Origin of the sequence: Curtobacterium sp. CFBP9011, assembly GCF_034045095.1 — a bacterium.
Taxonomy (GTDB): Bacteria; Actinomycetota; Actinomycetes; order Actinomycetales; family Microbacteriaceae; genus Curtobacterium.
The window spans coordinates 486,554-504,056 of record NZ_JAXCWN010000001.1; the positions used below are offsets into that span (position 1 = coordinate 486,554).

Below are 17,503 nucleotides of genomic sequence, written 5' to 3' on the forward strand. Positions count from 1 at the left end.
GGGCAGCGCGGCCTACGATGGATCGGTGGCAACCACGCTCGAAGACCTCCCCATCCGCGACGACCTGCGCGGGCAGAGCCCCTACGGCGCCCCGCAGAAGCACGTCCGCGTGCAGCTCAACGTCAACGAGAACACCCATCCGGTGCCGGAGGACGTGGCCGAGGACATCGTCGCCTCGATCCGCCAGGCCCTGACGACCGTGAACCGGTACCCGGACCGCGAGTTCACCGAGTTGCGGCAGTCCCTCGCCGGGTACCTGGGCCACGGCCTGGGTGCCGAGTCGATCTGGGCGGCGAACGGCTCGAACGAGGTCATCCAGCAGCTGCTGCAGGCGTTCGGCGGCCCCGGGCGCAGTGTGCTCGGCTTCCCGCCCACCTACTCGATGCACTCGATCATCGCCTCGAGCACCGGCAGCCGGTGGATCGCCGCCGACCGCGACGCCGAGTTCCGCATCTCTCCCGAGACCGCCGTCGCCGCCGTCCGCGCACACCAGCCCGACCTGGTGTTCCTCTGCGGCCCGAACAACCCGACCGGCACGCCGCTCGACCTCGCCACGATCGAGGCCGTGTACGACGCCACCGACGGCATCGTGATGGTGGACGAGGCCTACGCCGAGTTCATGCCCGCCGGCCAGCCGACGGCACTGACCCTGCTGCCGGGTCGCCCGCGCCTGGTGGTCTCCCGGACGATGAGCAAGGCCTTCGCGTTCGCCGGCGCCCGCGTCGGGTACCTCGCAGCAGACCCCGCGGTGATCGACGCCCTGCGCCTGGTCCGCCTGCCGTACCACCTGTCCGCGCTCACCCAGGCGGCGGCGGTCGCGGCCCTCCGGCACGCCCCGGAGATGCTCCGCATGGTCGACGACATCCGCGGACAGCGGGACCGGATGGTCACCGAGCTGCGGGCGATGGGGTACCAGCCGCACGAGACGTGGTCGAACTTCGTCCTGTTCGGCGGCGTCGCCGACCCACGTGCGGCGTTCGAGTCGCTGCTCGAGCGCGACGTGATCGTCCGCGACCTGGGCATCCCGAACCACCTCCGCGTCAGCGCCGGCACGACCGAGGAGACCACCGCGTTCCTCGACGCCATGCGTGCGGTCGCCGCCGAGCAGCCGCCCGTTAGGGTTGCAGCATGACCGCGCGCACCGCCGAGATCACCCGCTCGACGAGTGAGTCGACCGTCTCCCTGTCGCTCGACCTCGACGGCACCGGGACGTCCGAGATCTCGACCAGCGTGCCGTTCTTCGACCACATGTTGACCGCGTTCAGCAAGCACTCGCTGATCGACCTGCGCGTGCAGAGTTCGGGCGACACGGACATCGACGTGCACCACACGGTGGAGGACACCGGCATCGTCCTGGGGCAGGCGCTCCGCCAGGCACTCGGCGACCGTGCCGGCATCGGCCGCTACGGCGACGCCCTGGTCCCGCTCGACGAGGCTCTGGCACAGGCGGTCGTAGACGTCTCCGGCCGGCCCTACCTCGTGCACACCGGGGAGCCCGCAGGCTTCGAGTTCCACCGGATCGGTGGGCACTTCACCGGCTCGATGGTGCGTCACGTGTTCGAGGCGATCACGATGAACGCCGGCATCACCGTCCACCTCCGCGTCCTCGACGGACGCGACCCCCACCACATCGCGGAGGCTGAGTTCAAGGCCTTCGCCCGCGCGATGCGCCGTGCCGTCGAACTCGACCCGCGCGTCGACGGCATCCCGTCCACGAAGGGCACGTTGTGAGCTCCACCCGCCCGAACGTCGTCGTCCTCGACTACGGCTCCGGCAACGTCCACTCGGCGGCGAAGGCGTTGGAACGCGCCGGCGCCGACGTCACGCTCTCGAACGACAAGCAGACGGCTCTCGCCGCCGACGGACTCCTGGTCCCCGGCGTCGGCGCGTTCGCGGCCGTCGTCGACCAGCTCGAGGGGGTGCGCGGCGGCGAGATCGTCGACCACCGTCTGGCCGGTGGGCGCCCGGTGCTCGGCATCTGCGTCGGCATGCAGGTCCTCTTCGCCCGTGGTGTCGAGCGCGGCGCCGACGTCGAGGGCCTCGGGCAGTGGCCGGGCGTCGTCGAGCCGATCAAGGCCGACGTGCTGCCGCACATGGGGTGGAACACGATCGACGCCCCCCAGGACTCGGTGCTCTTCGACGGCCTCCGCGACGAGCGGTTCTACTTCGTGCATTCCTACGGGGTCACCGACTTCCCGCTCGACGCCTACGGTCCGTTCCGCGCGCCGAAGCTGACATGGGCCGAGCACGGGGAACGCTTCATCGCCGCCGTCGAGAACGGCCCGCTGAGCGCGACGCAGTTCCACCCGGAGAAGTCCGGCGAGCCCGGCATCCGCCTCCTCCGCAACTGGGTCTCGTCGCTGTGACCCCCGATCCCGACGGGACCATGACCGAGCTCTCCACCACCCAGCCCCTCGTCCTCCTGCCCGCGGTCGACGTCGTCGACGGCCAGGCGGTGCGCCTCACCCAGGGCGAAGCCGGCAGCGAGACGGGGTACGGCGACCCGGTCGCCGCCGCCCGCACCTGGCGTGACCAGGGCGCCGAGTGGATCCACCTCGTCGACCTCGACGCTGCGTTCGGTCGCGGTGACAACCGTCGCGTCATCGCGCACGCCATCCGGGAGGTCGAGGGGGTCTCCGTCGAACTCTCCGGTGGCATCCGCGACGACGCCTCGCTCGAGGCCGCCCTGGCGACCGGTGCCGCCCGGGTGAACCTCGGCACCGCGGCGCTCGAGAACCCCGAGTGGGCAGCCCGGGTGATCGGGCAGTACGGCGAGCAGATCGCCGTGGGCCTCGACGTCCGCGGCACCACCCTGGCCGCCCGCGGCTGGACCGAGGACGGCGGCGACCTCTGGGAGGTCCTCGACCGGCTCGAGGACGCCGGATGTGCCCGGTACGTGGTCACCGACGTGACCAAGGACGGCACGCTGCAGGGCCCGAACGTCGACCTGCTCCGCCAGGTCTGCGACCGCACCGACCAGCCCGTGGTGGCCTCGGGCGGCATCTCGACGCTCGACGACCTCCGTGCGCTCCGCGAACTCGTGCCGCACGGGCTCGAGGGCGCGATCATCGGCAAGGCCCTGTACGCGGGGGCGTTCACGCTGCCGGCCGCACTCGACATCGCGTCGGAGTAGCCGCGTGGCGGGCATCTCGAACGGCCGGGGTGCCGGCCCGGACCCCGACGAGCAGGCAGCGCCTGCCCACGACCACGCGGGCGACTCCGCCGGCAACCCGTGGGCCGGCCGCACGTTCGACGCGCACGACACGACCTTCACCGAGGACGACGGCCTGGCCGATCCCGCCGTCGTCGCCGCGATCACCGCGGTCGCGTCCGGAGGCCCGCACGCGGCGGTCGTCGACGCCCTCCGCACCGCCCGCCTGCTCATCCCGCTCGTCGCCGAGGCCGGCGACGTCGGGGAGACCCCCGACGGCCGGATCGTCGACAAGACCCAGGAACTCTCGATCATCACGGTCGCCGGTCCCGACGGTCGTGCGGTGATGCCCGCCTTCACCTCGGTCGAGGCGATGCGCTCGTGGGACGCGGACGCCCGCCCGATCCCGGTCGAGTCCCGTCGGGTCGCGATGGCCGCCGCGAGCGAGGACACGCAGCTCGTCGTGCTCGACCCGACGGCAGCGACCGAGTTCGTCCTCCGCCGTCCCGCGGTGTGGGCGCTCGGCCAGGACCTGCCGTGGACGCCGTGCTCCGAGGACCCGGAGGTCGCGCGGGCCTTCGCCGGCACGATCGAGACCGAGCCCGCCGTGGTCCGGATCGAGCTGTCCCCGGGCGACCCGCTGTCGCGGTTCGCCGGGCCCGAGCTGACCGTCGGCCTCCGACTCATCGCCGGCCTCGACCGCGAGCAGATCGCCGAGCTGGTCGGCCGCCTGCAGCAGCGGTGGGCGAGCGACCCGGTCATCGCGGAACGGGTCGACAGCATGCGCGTCGCCCTCCGCGCCGCCTGAACGGCACCGGGACCGGAACCGGGCGCGGTCGGACACAGCCGGGAGGCGCGCCCTCCGTCCGCCCCGACCCGCACCCCGCGCGGCGGTGCGGCCCGACCCCGTGCGAGCGCGCCGGTACGATGGCCCGGTGAGCAGCATCCCGACGACAGCCTCCGGCACCGGCGACATCGTCACGGGTCCGACCGGTCGGCCCGTGCGGGCGTTCCCCGTGCCGGAAGAGCTGGACGGCCACGGTCCCGCACGCATCATCTCCCTGTGCAACCAGAAGGGCGGGGTCGGCAAGACCACCACCGCCATCAACCTCGGCGCCACGCTCGCCGAGTACGGCCGCCGGGTGCTGGCCGTCGACTTCGACCCGCAGGGTGCCCTGTCCGCCGGCCTCGGTGTCCGGACGCACGACATCCCCACGGTCTACGACCTGCTGATGGGCGCCGTGAAGGACCCGAACCAGGTCATCCAGCCGACGAACGTGCCGCTGCTCGACGTCATCCCCGCCAACATCGACCTGTCCGCGGCCGAGGTGCACCTGGTCAACGAGGTCGCTCGCGAGCAGATCCTGGCGAGCGTGCTGCGGAAGGTGTCGAACGACTACGACGTCATCCTCATCGACTGCCAGCCGTCGCTCGGCCTGCTCACCGTGAACGCCCTCACCGCGGCGCACGGCGTGCTCATCCCGCTCGAGTGCGAGTTCTTCGCCCTGCGCGGTGTCGCCCTGCTCATCGAGACGATCGACAAGGTGCGGGACCGGCTGAACCCGGCACTGCTGCTCGACGGCATCCTGCCGACCATGTACGACTCGCGCACCCTGCACTCGCGGGAGGTCATGGAGCGCGTCGTCGAGACCTTCGGCGACCGGGTCCTCGACACCGTCATCGGGCGCACCGTGAAGTTCCCGGACGCGACCGTCTCGGCGCGACCGATCACGCAGACGGCTCCGGACCACGCTGCGGCCCATGCCTACCGGCAGCTGGCCCGAGAGCTCGTCCAGCGTGGCGCCGTCGCCTGAGGACCCGGCCACGAGCCTCCCGTCCGCATCGGCCGGACACGCCGACAGTGCGACCGACGCGCCGGTCGGCACCACGACGGCACCCGGGTTCCGGGTCCGTCTCAGCAACTTCGACGGACCGTTCGACCTGCTGCTGTCGCTCATCGCGAAGCACGAGCTGGACATCACCGAGGTCGCCCTCAGCGTCGTCACCGGCGAGTTCATCGCGTACGTGCGGCAGGCCTCGTCGAGTGAGGAACTCGACGAGGCGAGCGAGTTCCTGGTCGTCGCCGCGACCCTGCTCGACCTGAAGATCGTCGGTCTGCTGCCGCAGGGTGAACTCGTCGACGCCGAGGACGTGGCCCTGCTCGAGGCCCGCGACCTGCTGTTCGCCCGACTGCTGCAGTACCGGGCGTTCAAGCAGGCGGCGGACTGGTTCGGCGACCGCTGGGGTGCCGAGTCGCGACGCCACGTGCGGAGCGTCCGGCTCGAGGAGCGGTTCCGCGCCCGGACGCCCGAACTCGTCTGGACGCTGTCCGTGCAGGACTTCGCGGCGATGGCGGCGCTGGCCTTCGCACCGAGAGAGATCCCGACCGTCGGACTCGACCACCTGCACGCCCCCGCGGTCAGCATCCGGGAGCAGGCGGCCATCGTGGTGTCGGTCCTCCGCACCCGCGCCGACGAGGGCACGCCGGACGTCACGTTCCGGGAACTCATCGCCGGGGTCGACCAGGCGGGTATCGTGGTGGCTCGTTTCCTCGCGATCCTGGAGCTGTACCGGAACGCCTCCATCTCGTTCGAACAACTCGAACCGCTCGGGGAACTGGTCCTCCGGTGGACCGCGCTCGACTGGACGGACGAGAGCCTCGCGAACCTGGGAGCCGACTATGACGGATGACGTGCACGCGCACGGCGCTCGGTCGCGCGCCGGGGGATCCGCCGAGCCGGGCGGGGCGGACGAGATCGAGGACGCCCGTGCGATCGAGGTCGATCTGCGCGGCGCCGCAGCCGCCCCGGCCGCAGCCGCCGCGGACGCGCTCGCAGACCGGCCCGCCGACGTTCCCGTCGACCGGCAGCTCGAAGCGATCCTGATGATCGCCGACCAGCCGCAGTCCCTCGTCGCCCTCGCCGCCGCCGTCGGTGCACCGGTCCCGGTCGTCCGGCAGGCCGTCGACCGCCTGGTCGCCGACTTCGACGGCGTCGACGGCACCGTTCGCCGCGGCTTCGAACTCCGCGAGGTCGGCGGCGGTTGGCGCTTCTACGTCCGTGCCGAACTCGACGCCGTCGTCGAGCAGTTCGTCGAGGCGGAACGTCCCGCGCGCCTGTCGCAGGCGGCCCTCGAGACCCTCGCCGTGGTCGCCTACAAGCAGCCGATCACCCGCTCCCAGATCGCCGCGATCCGGGCCGTCAACGTCGACGGCGTGGTCCGCACGCTCGTCGCGCGCGGCCTCATCGAGGAGTCGTTCACCGACTCCGAGACCGGCGCGATCAACTACGTCACCTCCGAGTTGCTGCTCCAGCAGCTCGGCATCAACTCGCTCGACGAGCTTCCGCTCATCTCGCCCCTCCTGGAGGACGGCGCGGACGGTTTCGGGCAGACCGGAAGGATCCCCGATGGCCGGGTTTGACCAGAACGACCGTGCACGACGAGACGACGACCGCCGCGGCGGGTCCGGACGTCCGGGCGGTGACCGGCCGGGAGGCGCGGGTCGCCGCGACGACGCACCCCGCGGACGCGACGGGGCCGGCTCCGGTGGGTACCGCGGACGCGACGACCGTGGCGCCGGTGGCGGCGACCGTGGTGGGTACCGCGGGGGAGACGACCGTTCCTCCGGCGGGTACCGCGGGCGCGACGACCGGGCCGGTGGCGGCGAGCGTGGTGGGTACCGCGGGCGTGACGAGCGTGGCGGTGACCGTCCCACGGGTGGGTTCCGTGGGCGCGATGACCGTGGTGGGGACCGTCCGGCCGGTGGGTTCCGCGGGCGTGACGAGCGTGGTGGTGACCGTCCGACCGGTGGGTACCGCGGGCGCGACGAGCGCAGCGGCGGTGACCGTCCGACCGGTGGGTACCGTGGCGGTGACGACCGCAGCAGTGGTGGGTACCGCGGTCGCGACGACCGTTCCTCCGGTGGGTTCCGTGGCCGCGATGACCGTGGTGGGGACCGTCCGACCGGTGGGTTCCGCGGGCGCGATGACCGTGGTGGGGACCGTCCGACCGGTGGGTACCGCGGGCGTGACGAGCGCGGGGGAGACCGCCCGACCGGTGGCTTCCGTGGCGGCGACGACCGCAGCAGTGGTGGGTACCGCGGTCGTGACGACCGTTCCTCCGGTGGGTTCCGTGGCCGCGATGACCGCGGCGGAGACCGTCCGACCGGTGGGTTCCGTGGGCGTGACGACCGTGGTGGGGACCGTCCGACCGGTGGGTTCCGTGGGCGCGACGAGCGCGGCGGTGACCGTCCGACCGGCGGGTACCGCGGCGGCGACGACCGCAGCAGCGGTGGGTACCGCGGGCGGGACGACCGTCCCTCCGGCGGGTACCGCGGCAACGACGACCGCGCTGCCGGTGGGTACCGCGGACGTCCCGAGCGCGACACGCGCGGCGCCGACCGACGCAGCGACGACCGTGGCGGCTTCGTGAGCCGTGACGACGACCGCGGCCGCTTCGTGCGCCGCGACGACGCCGGCGACCGCCGGACCAGTGACAGCAGGACCGGTGACAGCCGGACCGGTGGACGCGATGACCGTGGTGGGTACCAGGGGCGTGACTCCCGCGGTGGCCGTGACGAGCAGCGTGGCGGGTACCAGGGACGCGACTCCCGCGGCGGCCGTGACGACCGCGGCGGCCGTGACGACCAGCGCGGTGGGTACCGCGGGCGTGACGACCGCGGAGCCTCCCGTCGTCCGGACGACCGTGGCGCCGAGCGCGGAACCGACCCCCGCCGCGAGGACCGTCGCAGCCCGGACGGTGCCCCGAGCAGCGTGTGGCACAACGGCCGCCGCTACGTCGGTGGCACGACCAGCCCGCGCAACGACCCCGCACGCAAGCGGACGACGCCCCTCCCGGCCGGGGAGCGCGACGACGCCGGGCGGCCCGCCGAGGGCACGCCCGAACGCCCGATCATCCCCGACTGGGACCCGGCGGACGGGACGACGACCGCCGGGGGCGAGCCGGACCTCCAGGAAGGCGGTGAGCGCCTGCAGAAGGTGATCGCCGCTGCCGGTGTGGCGAGCCGTCGAGTCGCGGAGAACCTGATCTCCGAGGGCCGCGTGACCGTGAACGGCGAGGTCGCCGACATGCTCGGTCGTCGCGTCGACCCGGACACCGACGAGGTCGCGGTCGACGGGGTGCCGGTGCAGACCGACACCTCCCGGCGGTACGTGGTCCTCAACAAGCCGACCGGTGTGGTCTCGAGCATGCAGGACGAGCACGACCGTCCCGACCTGTCGCAGTACGTCGACCAGTTCGAGGAGCGGCTGTTCAACGTCGGCCGACTCGACTTCGACACCGCCGGGCTGCTCATCCTGACCAACGACGGCGGGCTCGCCCACGTCCTGGCGCACCCGTCGTTCGGCGTGACGAAGACCTACGTCGCGAAGGTCGACGGCAACATGGTCCCCTCGACGCTGCAGATGCTGCTCGAGGGCATCGAGCTGGAGGACGGTCAGATCGCCGCCGACAAGGCGCGGCTGCTCGAGTCCTCGCGTGGGGAGTCGCTCGTCGAGATCACGCTGCACTCCGGACGCAACCGGATCGTCCGCCGCATGCTCGAAGCGGTCGGGCACCCGGTCCTCGAGCTCGTGCGCCGGTCGTTCGGACCGCTGCAGCTCGGCAGTCTGGCGCCCGGCGAGGTGCGCGAGCTGACCACGGTCGAGCTCGGCAAGCTGCTCGGCATCGCCCGGACCGCGGACACCCGAACCGGCGACGACGACGCGGAGAGCACGGACTGACGATCGGTCGACCGTCGCGGACCGACCGCGACACGGACGGCGCCGGGCCCGGTGGGGACTTCTCCACAGGCCCGGCGCCGTCCTGCTGCCGGGCACCTGCGCTCGATAGGCTTGCCGGGTGACCGACGCCAGCACGACCGCGACCGACGGAGAACCGTTGCGCGCCGACATCGACCGCCGTGTGCGCGGGCCGGTGCGGATCGTCGGGACCGGCCTGCTCGGTGCCTCGATCGGCCTGGCGCTGCGCGACAAGGGGGTGGAGGTCGTCCTCGACGACGTCTCCCCGGCCGCGCTGGCGCTCGCCGTCGACTACGGCGCCGGACGACCTCCAGCAGCGGGGGACGAACCGGAACTGATCGTGGTCGCCGTGCCGCCGGACGTCACCGCGACCGTCGTCGAGCGTGAACTCCGCAACCACCCGAACGCCGTCGTCACCGACGTCGCCAGCGTCAAGTCCGGGCCGCTCGACCGCCTCCGCGCCGTCGGTGCGGACGTCTCGCGGTACATCGGTTCGCACCCGATGGCCGGCCGCGAACGCAGTGGTCCGACCGCCGCCCGCGCCGACCTGTTCATCGGTCGTCCCTGGGTCATCGCCGGCCACGACGACATCAGCCACCAGCGTGCAGCCGTGGTCGAACACCTGGCGCTCGACCTCGGCGCGACCGTCGTCCCGATGGACCCCGAGTCGCACGATCGGGCCGTCGCGGTGGTCTCCCACGCGCCGCAGCTCGTCGCGACGCTGATGGCCTCGCGCCTCCGCGACGCCCCCGGCGAAGCCCTCGGCCTGGCCGGCGGTGGTGTCCGCGACGTCACGCGCATCGCCGCGAGCGACCCGGGCCTCTGGGTGCAGATCATCGGTGCCAACGCGGAGCACATCCGCCCGGTGCTCGCCGACCTCCGTGACGAACTCGACCGGGTGCTCACCGCGCTCGCCGACCCCGCCGCGGCCGGGTCCCCGCGCGCCATCGCCGAGACGATGGCGTCGGGCAACCGCGGCGTCGAGCGACTGCCCGGCAAGCACGGGTCCACCGCACGTTTCGCCCAGGTCGTCGTCCTGATCGACGACCGACCCGGGCAGTTCGCCGAACTCCTCACCACCATCGGGGAACTCGGCATCAACCTCGAGGACCTGCGCCTCGAGCACTCGCCCGGAGCGCAGATCGGCATCGTCGAGGTGTCGGTCGTCCCGGAGCACGAACAGCGACTCGTCGAGGAACTCGAGGGTCGCGGATGGAGGATCGCAGCAGCATGGGCCTGAACGACAACGACACCACGCTCGAGTCCGGCGTCACCGGCGGCCCGGACGCCCCCGACTCCGGTCTGCCGACGCCGGCCGACCAGCCCGGACCCCTCGGCGGCGGCGACGTCACCGGCGGCCCGGGCGGACAGGGCGGCGGCGAACTCGGTTCGACGCGCGACCCGATGCCGGCCGGTCTGCCCGCGGGCGCCTTCGTGGCGAAGTTCGTCATCGCCGTCGACGGTCCCGCCGGCAGCGGCAAGTCCAGCGTGTCCCGTGCTGCCGCCCGCGCGCTCGGCTTCGGCTACCAGGACACCGGTGCCGCCTACCGCGCACTCGCCTGGCACGCACTGCAGCAGGACGTCGACCTGGACGACCCCGCCGCGGTCGTCGCCGCCTTCGACTCGTTCGACTACGCCATCGGTACCGACCCCGACGACTACTTCGTGCGGGTCGGCGGTGTCGACGTGACGGACGCCATCCGCACCCCCGACGTCACCGCTGCGGTGGCGCACATCGCGAAGCTGCCGGAGGTCCGGGCCAAGCTCGTCTCGCTGTTCCGCCAGGTCATGCGGATGGCCGAGGGACAGGGCATCATCACCGAAGGACGCGACATCACCACGGTGGTCGCACCTGACGCCGAAGTCCGGATCCTGTTGACGGCCGACGAATCCGTTAGGATGGCACGTCGGTCGGCAGAGGTCACGACCCAGTCGGCCGAAGAGACCTCGGCTGCCCTCGCCCGTCGGGACGCTGCCGATGCGAAGGTCGTCGACTTCATGAACGCCGCCGACGGCGTCACCACCCTCGACTCCACCGACCTCGACTTCGACCAGACCGTGCAGGCGGTGGTCGACCTGGCCCGCTCGGCCACGAACTGACAGCAACCCGGCCACACGGCCGCACCTGAACCACGAACACGCGGCCCACCGGCCGCCGGCAAGGAAACCACCATGGCGCAGCTGGACGACCGAAGCGACGACGACTTCCCCGAGTACGACGACTCGCTCGGAGAGCGGCTCGCCGGCATCGACGACGCCGAAGCGGACCAGCGTGCAAGCGCGCTCCGCGTCGGTCTCGACGAGTACGACCTGGACGACGAGGACCTCGCGCTCCTCGAAGCCGGCAAGCTCGGTGTCGACGGGGTCGCGTACCTGCCGGCACTGCCGGTGCTCGCGATCGTCGGCCGCCCGAACGTCGGCAAGTCGCAGCTCGTGAACCGCATCCTCGGCCGCCGTGAAGCCGTCGTGCAGGACACCCCCGGTGTCACCCGCGACCGCGTCAGCTACAAGGCCGAGTGGAACGACAAGCGCTTCACCATCGTCGACACCGGTGGGTGGGAGCCCGACGCCAAGGGCATCAACGCCTCGGTCGCCGCCCAGGCCGAGGTCGCGATCGACCTCGCCGACGCGGTGCTGTTCGTCGTCGACGTCACGGTCGGCATCACCGCCACCGACGAGCACGTCGTCAAGATGCTCCGCGGCACCGACCGTCCGGTCATCGTCGCGGCGAACAAGTCCGACGACGAGCGCCGCGACCTCGAGGCGTACTCGCTCTGGAACCTCGGTCTCGGCGAGCCGCACCCCGTCTCGGCCCTGCACGGCCGTGGCGTCGCGGACCTCCTCGACCTCATCATCTCGACGCTGCCGGACGTGTCCGCGGTCGCCAAGCAGGAGATCGGCGGCCCCCGTCGCGTCGCCATCCTCGGCCGACCGAACGTCGGCAAGAGCTCGCTGCTCAACAAGGCCGCCGGTGAAGAGCGCGTCGTGGTCAACGAGCTCGCGGGCACGACCCGTGACCCGGTGGACGAGCAGATCGAACTCGGCGGCAAGACCTGGCGCTTCGTCGACACCGCCGGCATCCGGAAGCGCGTGCACCTGCAGCAGGGTGCCGACTTCTACGCCTCGCTCCGCACCACCGCCGCACTCGAGAAGGCCGAGGTCGCGGTCGTCGTCCTCGACGTCACCGAGCCGGTGTCCGTGCAGGACCTCCGCATCATCGACCTGGTCCTCGAGTCCGGTCGTGCGCTGGTGCTGGCCTACAACAAGTGGGACCTGTTGGACGACGAGCGCCGCCGCTACCTCGAGCGCGAGATCGAGCAGGACCTGGCGCACGTCGCCTGGGCCCCGCGCGTGAACATCTCCGCCCGCACCGGCCGTCACCTCGAGAAGCTCGTGCCCGCCCTCGAGACCGCCCTCGAGTCGTGGGACACCCGCATCCCGACCGGCAAGGTCAACGCCTTCGTCGCCGAACTGGTCCAGGAGCACCCGCACCCGGTCCGCGGTGGCAAGCAGCCCCGCATCCTGTTCGCCACGCAGGCGTCGAGCCAGCCGCCGACGTTCGTGCTCTTCACCTCGGCGTTCCTCGACCCGCAGTACCGCCGGTTCATCACCCGGCGTCTCCGCGAGGTCTGGGGCTTCGACGGCACGCCGATCGTGGTCAACATGCGAGTGCGCGAGCGCCGGAAGCGCTGATCGGCCATGTCCGCGCCACGAGGGGAGCGATCGACGTCACGACGTCGATGGCCCCTCGTGGCCGGGCTCGTGCTGCTCGTCGTGGTCGCGGCCGGAGCGGTCGCGCAGTGGTCCGCCCCGGACGGCGGGACGTCGGCGTCGGCTCCTGACCCGTCCTCGGATGCGGACGACACGGGGATTGCGGACGACGCCGGGATGTCGATCGGCCACGGGTTCATCCCCGACGAGCCGACGACACCCGCCACTGACAGGTCGGCCCGGGGCCGCTCGGCGGTCGACGGCGGCACAACACTCGACGACGGCCGGTCGAGCGACGTCGCCCCGGCGACCGGTGTCGACAACGACGGCGCGGGCAGCCCGAGCAGCGACCCGACCGGCACCACGAGCGTGGTGGACGCTGCGAACGGGCTCCCGGTCGACGCGGCACAGGCCGTCGGTCCCTGGTGGCGACGCGCCCTGCCGATCGCGGGGGATCTCGTCCCGATCCGCGGCGAGGTCCGCGGGAACGTCCGGCTCGAGGTCGTCGGGGAGCAGGTCGTCCAGGTCGTCCTCACCGGCGTGCAGGTGACGGCGAGCCCCGACCCGACCGGGTCGACGAAGACCGGGTCAACCACGACCGGGTCAACCACGACCGGGTCGGCTGCCTCGACCCGCTCGCACATCGGCGCGGTGCGCGTCGAGCTGTCCTCGGGTGACGTGATCGGCACCGAACGGGCGCAGTGGACCGGCGCCGACGTCCCCGCCGACTTCGGCTCCTTCACTCCGGACGGCGAACACCCCGTGCTGGTCATCGTCGACCCACAGGACCTGCCACCCGTGGTGCACTCCGTGCTCCTCGTCGACGCCGACACCGGAGACCTGCTCGGCGGCGCCGAGCTCCTGCCCGTCTTCTGACCGAGGACGTGTGGCGGGGGAGGGCGTGCCTCCAGGCCGACCGGACCGGAGTCGGACCGGCGAGGCGGGCCGACGTCGGTCGGCGGCTCGGACCGGCGTCGTGCCGGACCGGTGTCGTGCCGGACCGGTGTCGTGCCGGACCGGTGTCGGGCCGGTGAACCGGCGGGACTCTCAGCCGTCCGGGAGGCCCGTGGCAGCGCCGCGCCGCCGGATACGGCACCATGGGACGGTGACGCAGCGACCCTCCGGCCTGGCAGCGACCGCTGACCGGGCGTGGAACCGGCTCCGCCTGGACCGCCTGGCCGGCGGCCGGCAGGGCGGCTACGTCATCCGCGAGGACATGCTCGCCCACCCCGACACGGTCCGCTCGTTCCGGTGGATCCGGTGGCTCCTCGTCGCCGAGACCATCGTCGGCCTGACCGCGATCGTCGTCGCCGTGCTGCTGACCCGCGCCGGAGAGACGGTGCCGTGGGCGGTCTGGTTCCGAGCGACGGTCGTGTTGCTCATCACCCTGACGCTCTACGTGTTCGCGTGGCGGGCGCAGCTCGGCTACTACTGGGCGTACCAGCGGCTGCGCCTGTTCAGCCGGATCTTCCCGATCGTGACGCTGGTGATCGCGGCGATCCCGGGCCTCTACCCGTTCTGGATGGTCATCGAGCAGATCGTGTTCTCGGTGCTGATGGTCGGGATCGGCGACGTGCTGACCAGCGACCACATGCGACTGACCTTCCCGAAGCCGGTGCGCCGGCAACCGTAGGCCCCGGGCAGATGCAGCACCGAGGAGCATCGTGGGGTCCATGACCACGACATCGCTCCCCGGCGGCACGTTCCGCCTCGCCGACGACCTCGAACTCACCCGCGTCGGGTACGGCGCCATGCAGCTCGCCGGACCCAACGTGTTCGGTCCGCCCGCCGACCGCGACGAGGCGCTCCGGGTGCTCCGGACCGTCGTCGAGCTCGGCATCACCCACATCGACACCGCCGAGTTCTACGGCCCCCACGTCACGAACGAGCTCATCCGCGAAGCGCTCGCGCCCTACGGGGACGACGTGCACCTCGTCACGAAGGTCGGCTCCGTGCGGGACGGCAAGGGCAACTGGGTGCCGACCCGACAGCCCGACGACCTGGTGGCGCAGGTGCACGAGAACCTCCGCACGCTCGGGCTCGAGCAGCTCGAGGTCGTGAACATCCGGATGGGCGGGTTCGACGCCCCGGAGTCCGGCTCGATCGCCCCGCAGGTGGAGGCGCTCGCCCGACTGCAGGAGGAGGGGCTCGTCCGCCACATCGGACTGTCGACCGTCAGCGCCGAGCAGCTCGCCGAGGCGCAGAGCTACGTGCCGATCGTCTGCGTGCAGAACATGTACAACGTGGCCCGTCGTGAGGACGACGCCCTCGTCGACCTCACCGCGTCGCAGGGGATCGCGTACGTGCCGTACTTCCCGCTCGGTGGGTTCTCGCCGATCCAGTCCGGCGCGCTCGACCGGGTCGCGGAACGCCTGGAGGTGTCGCGCCTGACGGTGGCGCTGTCCTGGCTGCTCCAGCGGTCCCCGAACATGCTGCTGATCCCGGGGACGTCCTCGGTGGACCACCTGCGGGACAACGTGGCGTCGGCCGGGTTCGTACTGCCGGACGACGCCGTCGCCGAGCTCGACGCGATCGGGTCCGCCGCGTAAGGCTCAGACGCCGGCCGCCGGCCGCCGGCCGCTGGCCGCTGGCCGCTGGCCGCCGGCCGCCGGCCGCTGGCCGCCGGCCGTCAGGCGACGGTGGCGAGGGCGAACGGCAACACGGCCGAGGCTCCGGCCCGTCGGAGTTCCCGCCCCGCCACCGTCATCGTCCACCGGCTGTCGACCAGGTCGTCGACGAGCAGGACCGGCCCCTGGTGCGCCTGCAGAGCGGCCGCGAGTTCCGGGCCGACCACGAAGGTGTCCCAGACGCCCGACAGCCGGTAGGCGCTGTTCGTCGCACCGTCGCCCCGCGGTGTCCCACCGTCGCGGTCGAGGGTGCCGAGGTGCTGCAGCCGCCCGATCGAGGACAGCGCCTGGGCGAGCGACGCGACGAGCTGCGGCCGGGAGCGCGAGGACATCACGACGACCCCGGTCGGCCGGGTCTCCCACGGCCAGTCCTTGAGCGCGCGGACGCAGCCGTCGACGAGTTCGCGGGACACCGGTGCGTCCGGGGTGGCGTTCGCGAACAGAGCGCGGAGCGGCCCACCCCACCCGAGGTCGGTCAGGCGGGCTACCGCGCGACCCGGGGCGACGAGTTCACCGGCCGGGATCTTGCCCTTCACCGCGACGCCGAGCGACGCCATGCCCGAGGGCCACTGCGCACGCGGGGCGATCTCGACACCGACCTGGTCGAGGGCGTTCGCGGCCCCCGTGCGGTCGGCGTCCGAGACGTCGGTCGGGTACCAGGTACCGGCGCAGTTGTCACACCGCCCGCAGGGTTCGGCGGTGGGGTCGTCGAGGTCCTGCTGGAGCAACTGCATCCGGCACGCGCTGGTCGACTCGTAGGTGAGCATCGACGCGGCCTCGGCAGCGCGGGCAGCGGCGACCCGCTCGTAGCGTGCGGCGTCGTACTCCCACGGTCGACCGGTCGCGACCCAGCCGCCACCGACCCGACGCACGGCGCCGTCGACGTCGAGCACCTTGAGGAGCAGTTCCAGCGTCGACCGCTTGATGTCGACGAGCCCTTCCAGCGCGACGGTCGACATGGCGCTGTCGGTGGAGAGCGCTCCGAGCACGGCGGAGGCGCGGGACTCGGTCGGCATCGACGCACTGGCGAAGTACTGCCAGATCTCCTGGTCCTCACGCCCCGGCAGCAGCAGCACGTCGGCGTTGTCGGTGGCACGCCCGGCGCGACCGATCTGCTGGTAGTACGCGACCGGGGAGGACGGTGCGCCGATGTGGACGACGAAGCCCAGGTCGGGCTTGTCGAACCCCATGCCGAGCGCGCTGGTCGCCACGAGCGCCTTCAGCTCGTTGTTCTTCAGCTGCCCTTCGAGCTGCTCGCGTTCGTCGTTGTCGGTCCGGCCGGTGTAGGCGCGGACGGCGTACCCGGATTCGCGGAGGAGCCGGGCGATGTCCTCGGCCGCCGAGACGGTGAGCGTGTAGATGATGCCGCTACCGGGCAGGTCGCCGAGGTGGGCGAGCAGCCAGCCGAGACGGGCGCGGGCGTCGGGCAGCGTCAGCACCCCGAGCCGCAGCGAGGCGCGGGCGAGCGAGCCGCGGATGGTGAACACCGGGTCCTCGGGGCCGGCGGTCAGCTGTTCGGCCACGTCCTCGACCACGCGCTCGTTCGCGGTCGCCGTCGTCGCGAGGACGGGGACGCCGTGCGGCAGGGACCGGATGAGCTCGGCGAGGCGTCGGTAGTCCGGCCGGAAGTCGTGGCCCCAGTCGGAGATGCAGTGCGCTTCGTCGACGACGAGCATGCCCATCCGGCCGATCAGCGCCGGCAGCTGTTCGTCGCGGAACTTCGGGTTGTTCAACCGTTCGGGGGAGACCAGCAGCACGTCGACCTCGTCACGGGCGAGGGCGGCCTGGGTCTCGGTCCACTCGTGGGCGTTCGCGGAGTTGATCGACACCGCTCGGACCCCGGCACGGGCCGCGGCGGCGACCTGGTCGCGCATCAGGGCGAGCAGCGGCGACACCAGGACGGTCGGCCCGCCGCCCCGACGACGGAGCAGCAGGGTGGCGAGGAAGTACACGGCGGACTTGCCCCACCCGGTGCGCTGCACGACGAGCGCCCGCTGCCGGTGCTCGACCAGTGCGGAGATGGCTTCGAGCTGCCCGGGGTGGAAGACCGCGTCGACCCGACCCGTCAGGGCCTGCAGGGCCTCCTGCGCCTCGGCCGCGACGGCAGCGGACGGTGCCGTGGTCGACGGCACCGCGGCCGCAGGCACGGTCGCAGCCGGCGGGACGGGGGAGGCAGCAGGTGAACTCATGCCCCCATGCTGTCAGGACCGACCGACGAACCCGGCCACGGGCCTTCCGGCTGTGGAGAACCCGCG

17 protein-coding genes are annotated in these 17,503 nt (G+C 72.4%); 15 read left to right on the plus strand and 2 right to left on the minus strand.

Annotated features, from left to right (window positions below; translation table 11 throughout):
• Nucleotides 1–25 precede the first annotated feature (25 nt).
• The 8 genes from SOM35_RS02280 (at nucleotide 26) to scpB (ending at nucleotide 6,572) form a co-directional block, all read left to right on the plus strand.
• Nucleotides 26–1,132 (plus strand): histidinol-phosphate transaminase, encoded by a 1,107-nt coding sequence (locus tag SOM35_RS02280; protein ID WP_320514235.1) that lies wholly within the window; start codon nucleotides 26–28, stop codon nucleotides 1,130–1,132.
• The gene (gene hisB, locus SOM35_RS02285; protein ID WP_111122092.1) at nucleotides 1,129–1,731 is read left to right on the plus strand and encodes an imidazoleglycerol-phosphate dehydratase HisB; all 603 of its coding nucleotides are present in this window, start codon (nucleotides 1,129–1,131) and stop codon (nucleotides 1,729–1,731) included. The genes SOM35_RS02280 and hisB overlap by 4 nt, the downstream gene beginning before the upstream one ends.
• The gene (hisH, locus tag SOM35_RS02290; RefSeq protein WP_111075489.1) at nucleotides 1,728–2,366 is read left to right on the plus strand and encodes an imidazole glycerol phosphate synthase subunit HisH; all 639 of its coding nucleotides are present in this window, start codon (nucleotides 1,728–1,730) and stop codon (nucleotides 2,364–2,366) included. The genes hisB and hisH overlap by 4 nt, the downstream gene beginning before the upstream one ends.
• Nucleotides 2,367–2,386: 20 nt before the next feature.
• Nucleotides 2,387–3,133 carry a bifunctional 1-(5-phosphoribosyl)-5-((5-phosphoribosylamino)methylideneamino)imidazole-4-carboxamide isomerase/phosphoribosylanthranilate isomerase PriA gene (gene priA / locus SOM35_RS02295; protein WP_320514236.1) on the plus strand — a complete coding sequence of 249 codons (747 nt, stop codon included), beginning with the start codon at nucleotides 2,387–2,389 and terminating at the stop codon, nucleotides 3,131–3,133.
• Between the two features lie 4 nt (nucleotides 3,134–3,137).
• Nucleotides 3,138–3,959, plus strand: a complete 822-nt coding sequence (locus SOM35_RS02300) for an SseB family protein (protein WP_320514237.1) — start codon at nucleotides 3,138–3,140, stop codon at nucleotides 3,957–3,959.
• Nucleotides 3,960–4,086: 127 nt separating this feature from the next.
• Nucleotides 4,087–4,965 carry a ParA family protein gene (locus SOM35_RS02305; protein WP_221850583.1) on the plus strand — a complete coding sequence of 293 codons (879 nt, stop codon included), beginning with the start codon at nucleotides 4,087–4,089 and terminating at the stop codon, nucleotides 4,963–4,965.
• Nucleotides 4,949–5,842 (plus strand): segregation and condensation protein A, encoded by an 894-nt coding sequence (locus SOM35_RS02310; RefSeq protein ID WP_414648546.1) that lies wholly within the window; start codon nucleotides 4,949–4,951, stop codon nucleotides 5,840–5,842. Before SOM35_RS02305 ends, SOM35_RS02310 begins: the two co-directional genes overlap by 17 nt.
• Nucleotides 5,832–6,572: an SMC-Scp complex subunit ScpB gene (scpB, locus tag SOM35_RS02315; RefSeq protein WP_320514239.1), complete on the plus strand. Its 741-nt coding sequence runs from the start codon at nucleotides 5,832–5,834 to the stop codon at nucleotides 6,570–6,572. The genes SOM35_RS02310 and scpB overlap by 11 nt, the downstream gene beginning before the upstream one ends.
• Here scpB and SOM35_RS02320 read toward each other — a convergent pair.
• Nucleotides 6,499–7,932 carry a hypothetical protein gene (locus SOM35_RS02320; protein WP_320514240.1) on the minus strand — a complete coding sequence of 478 codons (1,434 nt, stop codon included), beginning with the start codon at nucleotides 7,930–7,932 and terminating at the stop codon, nucleotides 6,499–6,501. The genes scpB and SOM35_RS02320 overlap by 74 nt on opposite strands.
• A 207-nt stretch (nucleotides 7,933–8,139) precedes the next feature.
• Here SOM35_RS02320 and SOM35_RS02325 point away from each other — a divergent pair, with 207 nt between their 5' ends.
• The 7 genes from SOM35_RS02325 (at nucleotide 8,140) to SOM35_RS02355 (ending at nucleotide 15,170) form a co-directional block, all read left to right on the plus strand.
• Nucleotides 8,140–8,892, plus strand: coding sequence for a pseudouridine synthase (locus tag SOM35_RS02325; protein ID WP_252727797.1), 753 nt, complete (start codon nucleotides 8,140–8,142; stop codon nucleotides 8,890–8,892).
• A 118-nt stretch (nucleotides 8,893–9,010) separates the two neighbouring features.
• Nucleotides 9,011–10,150 (plus strand): prephenate dehydrogenase, encoded by a 1,140-nt coding sequence (locus SOM35_RS02330; protein ID WP_320514241.1) that lies wholly within the window; start codon nucleotides 9,011–9,013, stop codon nucleotides 10,148–10,150.
• A 164-nt stretch (nucleotides 10,151–10,314) separates the two neighbouring features.
• Nucleotides 10,315–11,010 (plus strand): (d)CMP kinase, encoded by a 696-nt coding sequence (gene cmk, locus SOM35_RS02335; RefSeq protein WP_111075528.1) that lies wholly within the window; start codon nucleotides 10,315–10,317, stop codon nucleotides 11,008–11,010.
• 72 nt (nucleotides 11,011–11,082) lie between these two features.
• Complete coding sequence (gene der / locus SOM35_RS02340; protein ID WP_221850587.1) at nucleotides 11,083–12,603, plus strand: ribosome biogenesis GTPase Der; 1,521 nt, start codon at nucleotides 11,083–11,085, stop codon at nucleotides 12,601–12,603.
• 57 nt (nucleotides 12,604–12,660) lie between these two features.
• Nucleotides 12,661–13,497: a hypothetical protein gene (locus tag SOM35_RS02345; RefSeq protein ID WP_320514242.1), complete on the plus strand. Its 837-nt coding sequence runs from the start codon at nucleotides 12,661–12,663 to the stop codon at nucleotides 13,495–13,497.
• A gap of 229 nt (nucleotides 13,498–13,726) precedes the next feature.
• A complete protein-coding gene (locus SOM35_RS02350) occupies nucleotides 13,727–14,254 on the plus strand; it encodes a hypothetical protein (RefSeq protein ID WP_320514243.1) in 528 nt (175 codons plus the stop codon).
• Nucleotides 14,255–14,294: 40 nt separating this feature from the next.
• Nucleotides 14,295–15,170: an oxidoreductase gene (locus SOM35_RS02355; protein ID WP_320514244.1), complete on the plus strand. Its 876-nt coding sequence runs from the start codon at nucleotides 14,295–14,297 to the stop codon at nucleotides 15,168–15,170.
• 80 nt (nucleotides 15,171–15,250) lie between these two features.
• On the opposite strand, the gene SOM35_RS02360 is transcribed toward SOM35_RS02355, so the two are convergent.
• Nucleotides 15,251–17,437, minus strand: coding sequence for a RecQ family ATP-dependent DNA helicase (locus SOM35_RS02360; protein WP_320514245.1), 2,187 nt, complete (start codon nucleotides 17,435–17,437; stop codon nucleotides 15,251–15,253).
• Between the last annotated feature and the right edge of the window lie 66 nt (nucleotides 17,438–17,503).

What these genes read in the sequence shown, in the direction of transcription:
- hisB (WP_111122092.1), top strand. Translation starts at nt 1,129, where the DNA reads ATGACCGCGCGCACCGCCGAGATCACCCGCTCGACGAGTGAGTCGACC.
- priA (WP_320514236.1), top strand. Translation starts at nt 2,387, where the DNA reads ATGACCGAGCTCTCCACCACCCAGCCCCTCGTCCTCCTGCCCGCGGTC.
- scpB (WP_320514239.1), top strand. Translation starts at nt 5,832, where the DNA reads ATGACGGATGACGTGCACGCGCACGGCGCTCGGTCGCGCGCCGGGGGA.
- cmk (WP_111075528.1), top strand. Translation starts at nt 10,315, where the DNA reads ATGCCGGCCGGTCTGCCCGCGGGCGCCTTCGTGGCGAAGTTCGTCATC.
- der (WP_221850587.1), top strand. Translation starts at nt 11,083, where the DNA reads ATGGCGCAGCTGGACGACCGAAGCGACGACGACTTCCCCGAGTACGAC.
- SOM35_RS02355 (WP_320514244.1), top strand. Translation starts at nt 14,295, where the DNA reads ATGACCACGACATCGCTCCCCGGCGGCACGTTCCGCCTCGCCGACGAC.
- SOM35_RS02360 (WP_320514245.1), bottom strand. Translation starts at nt 17,437, where the DNA reads ATGAGTTCACCTGCTGCCTCCCCCGTCCCGCCGGCTGCGACCGTGCCT.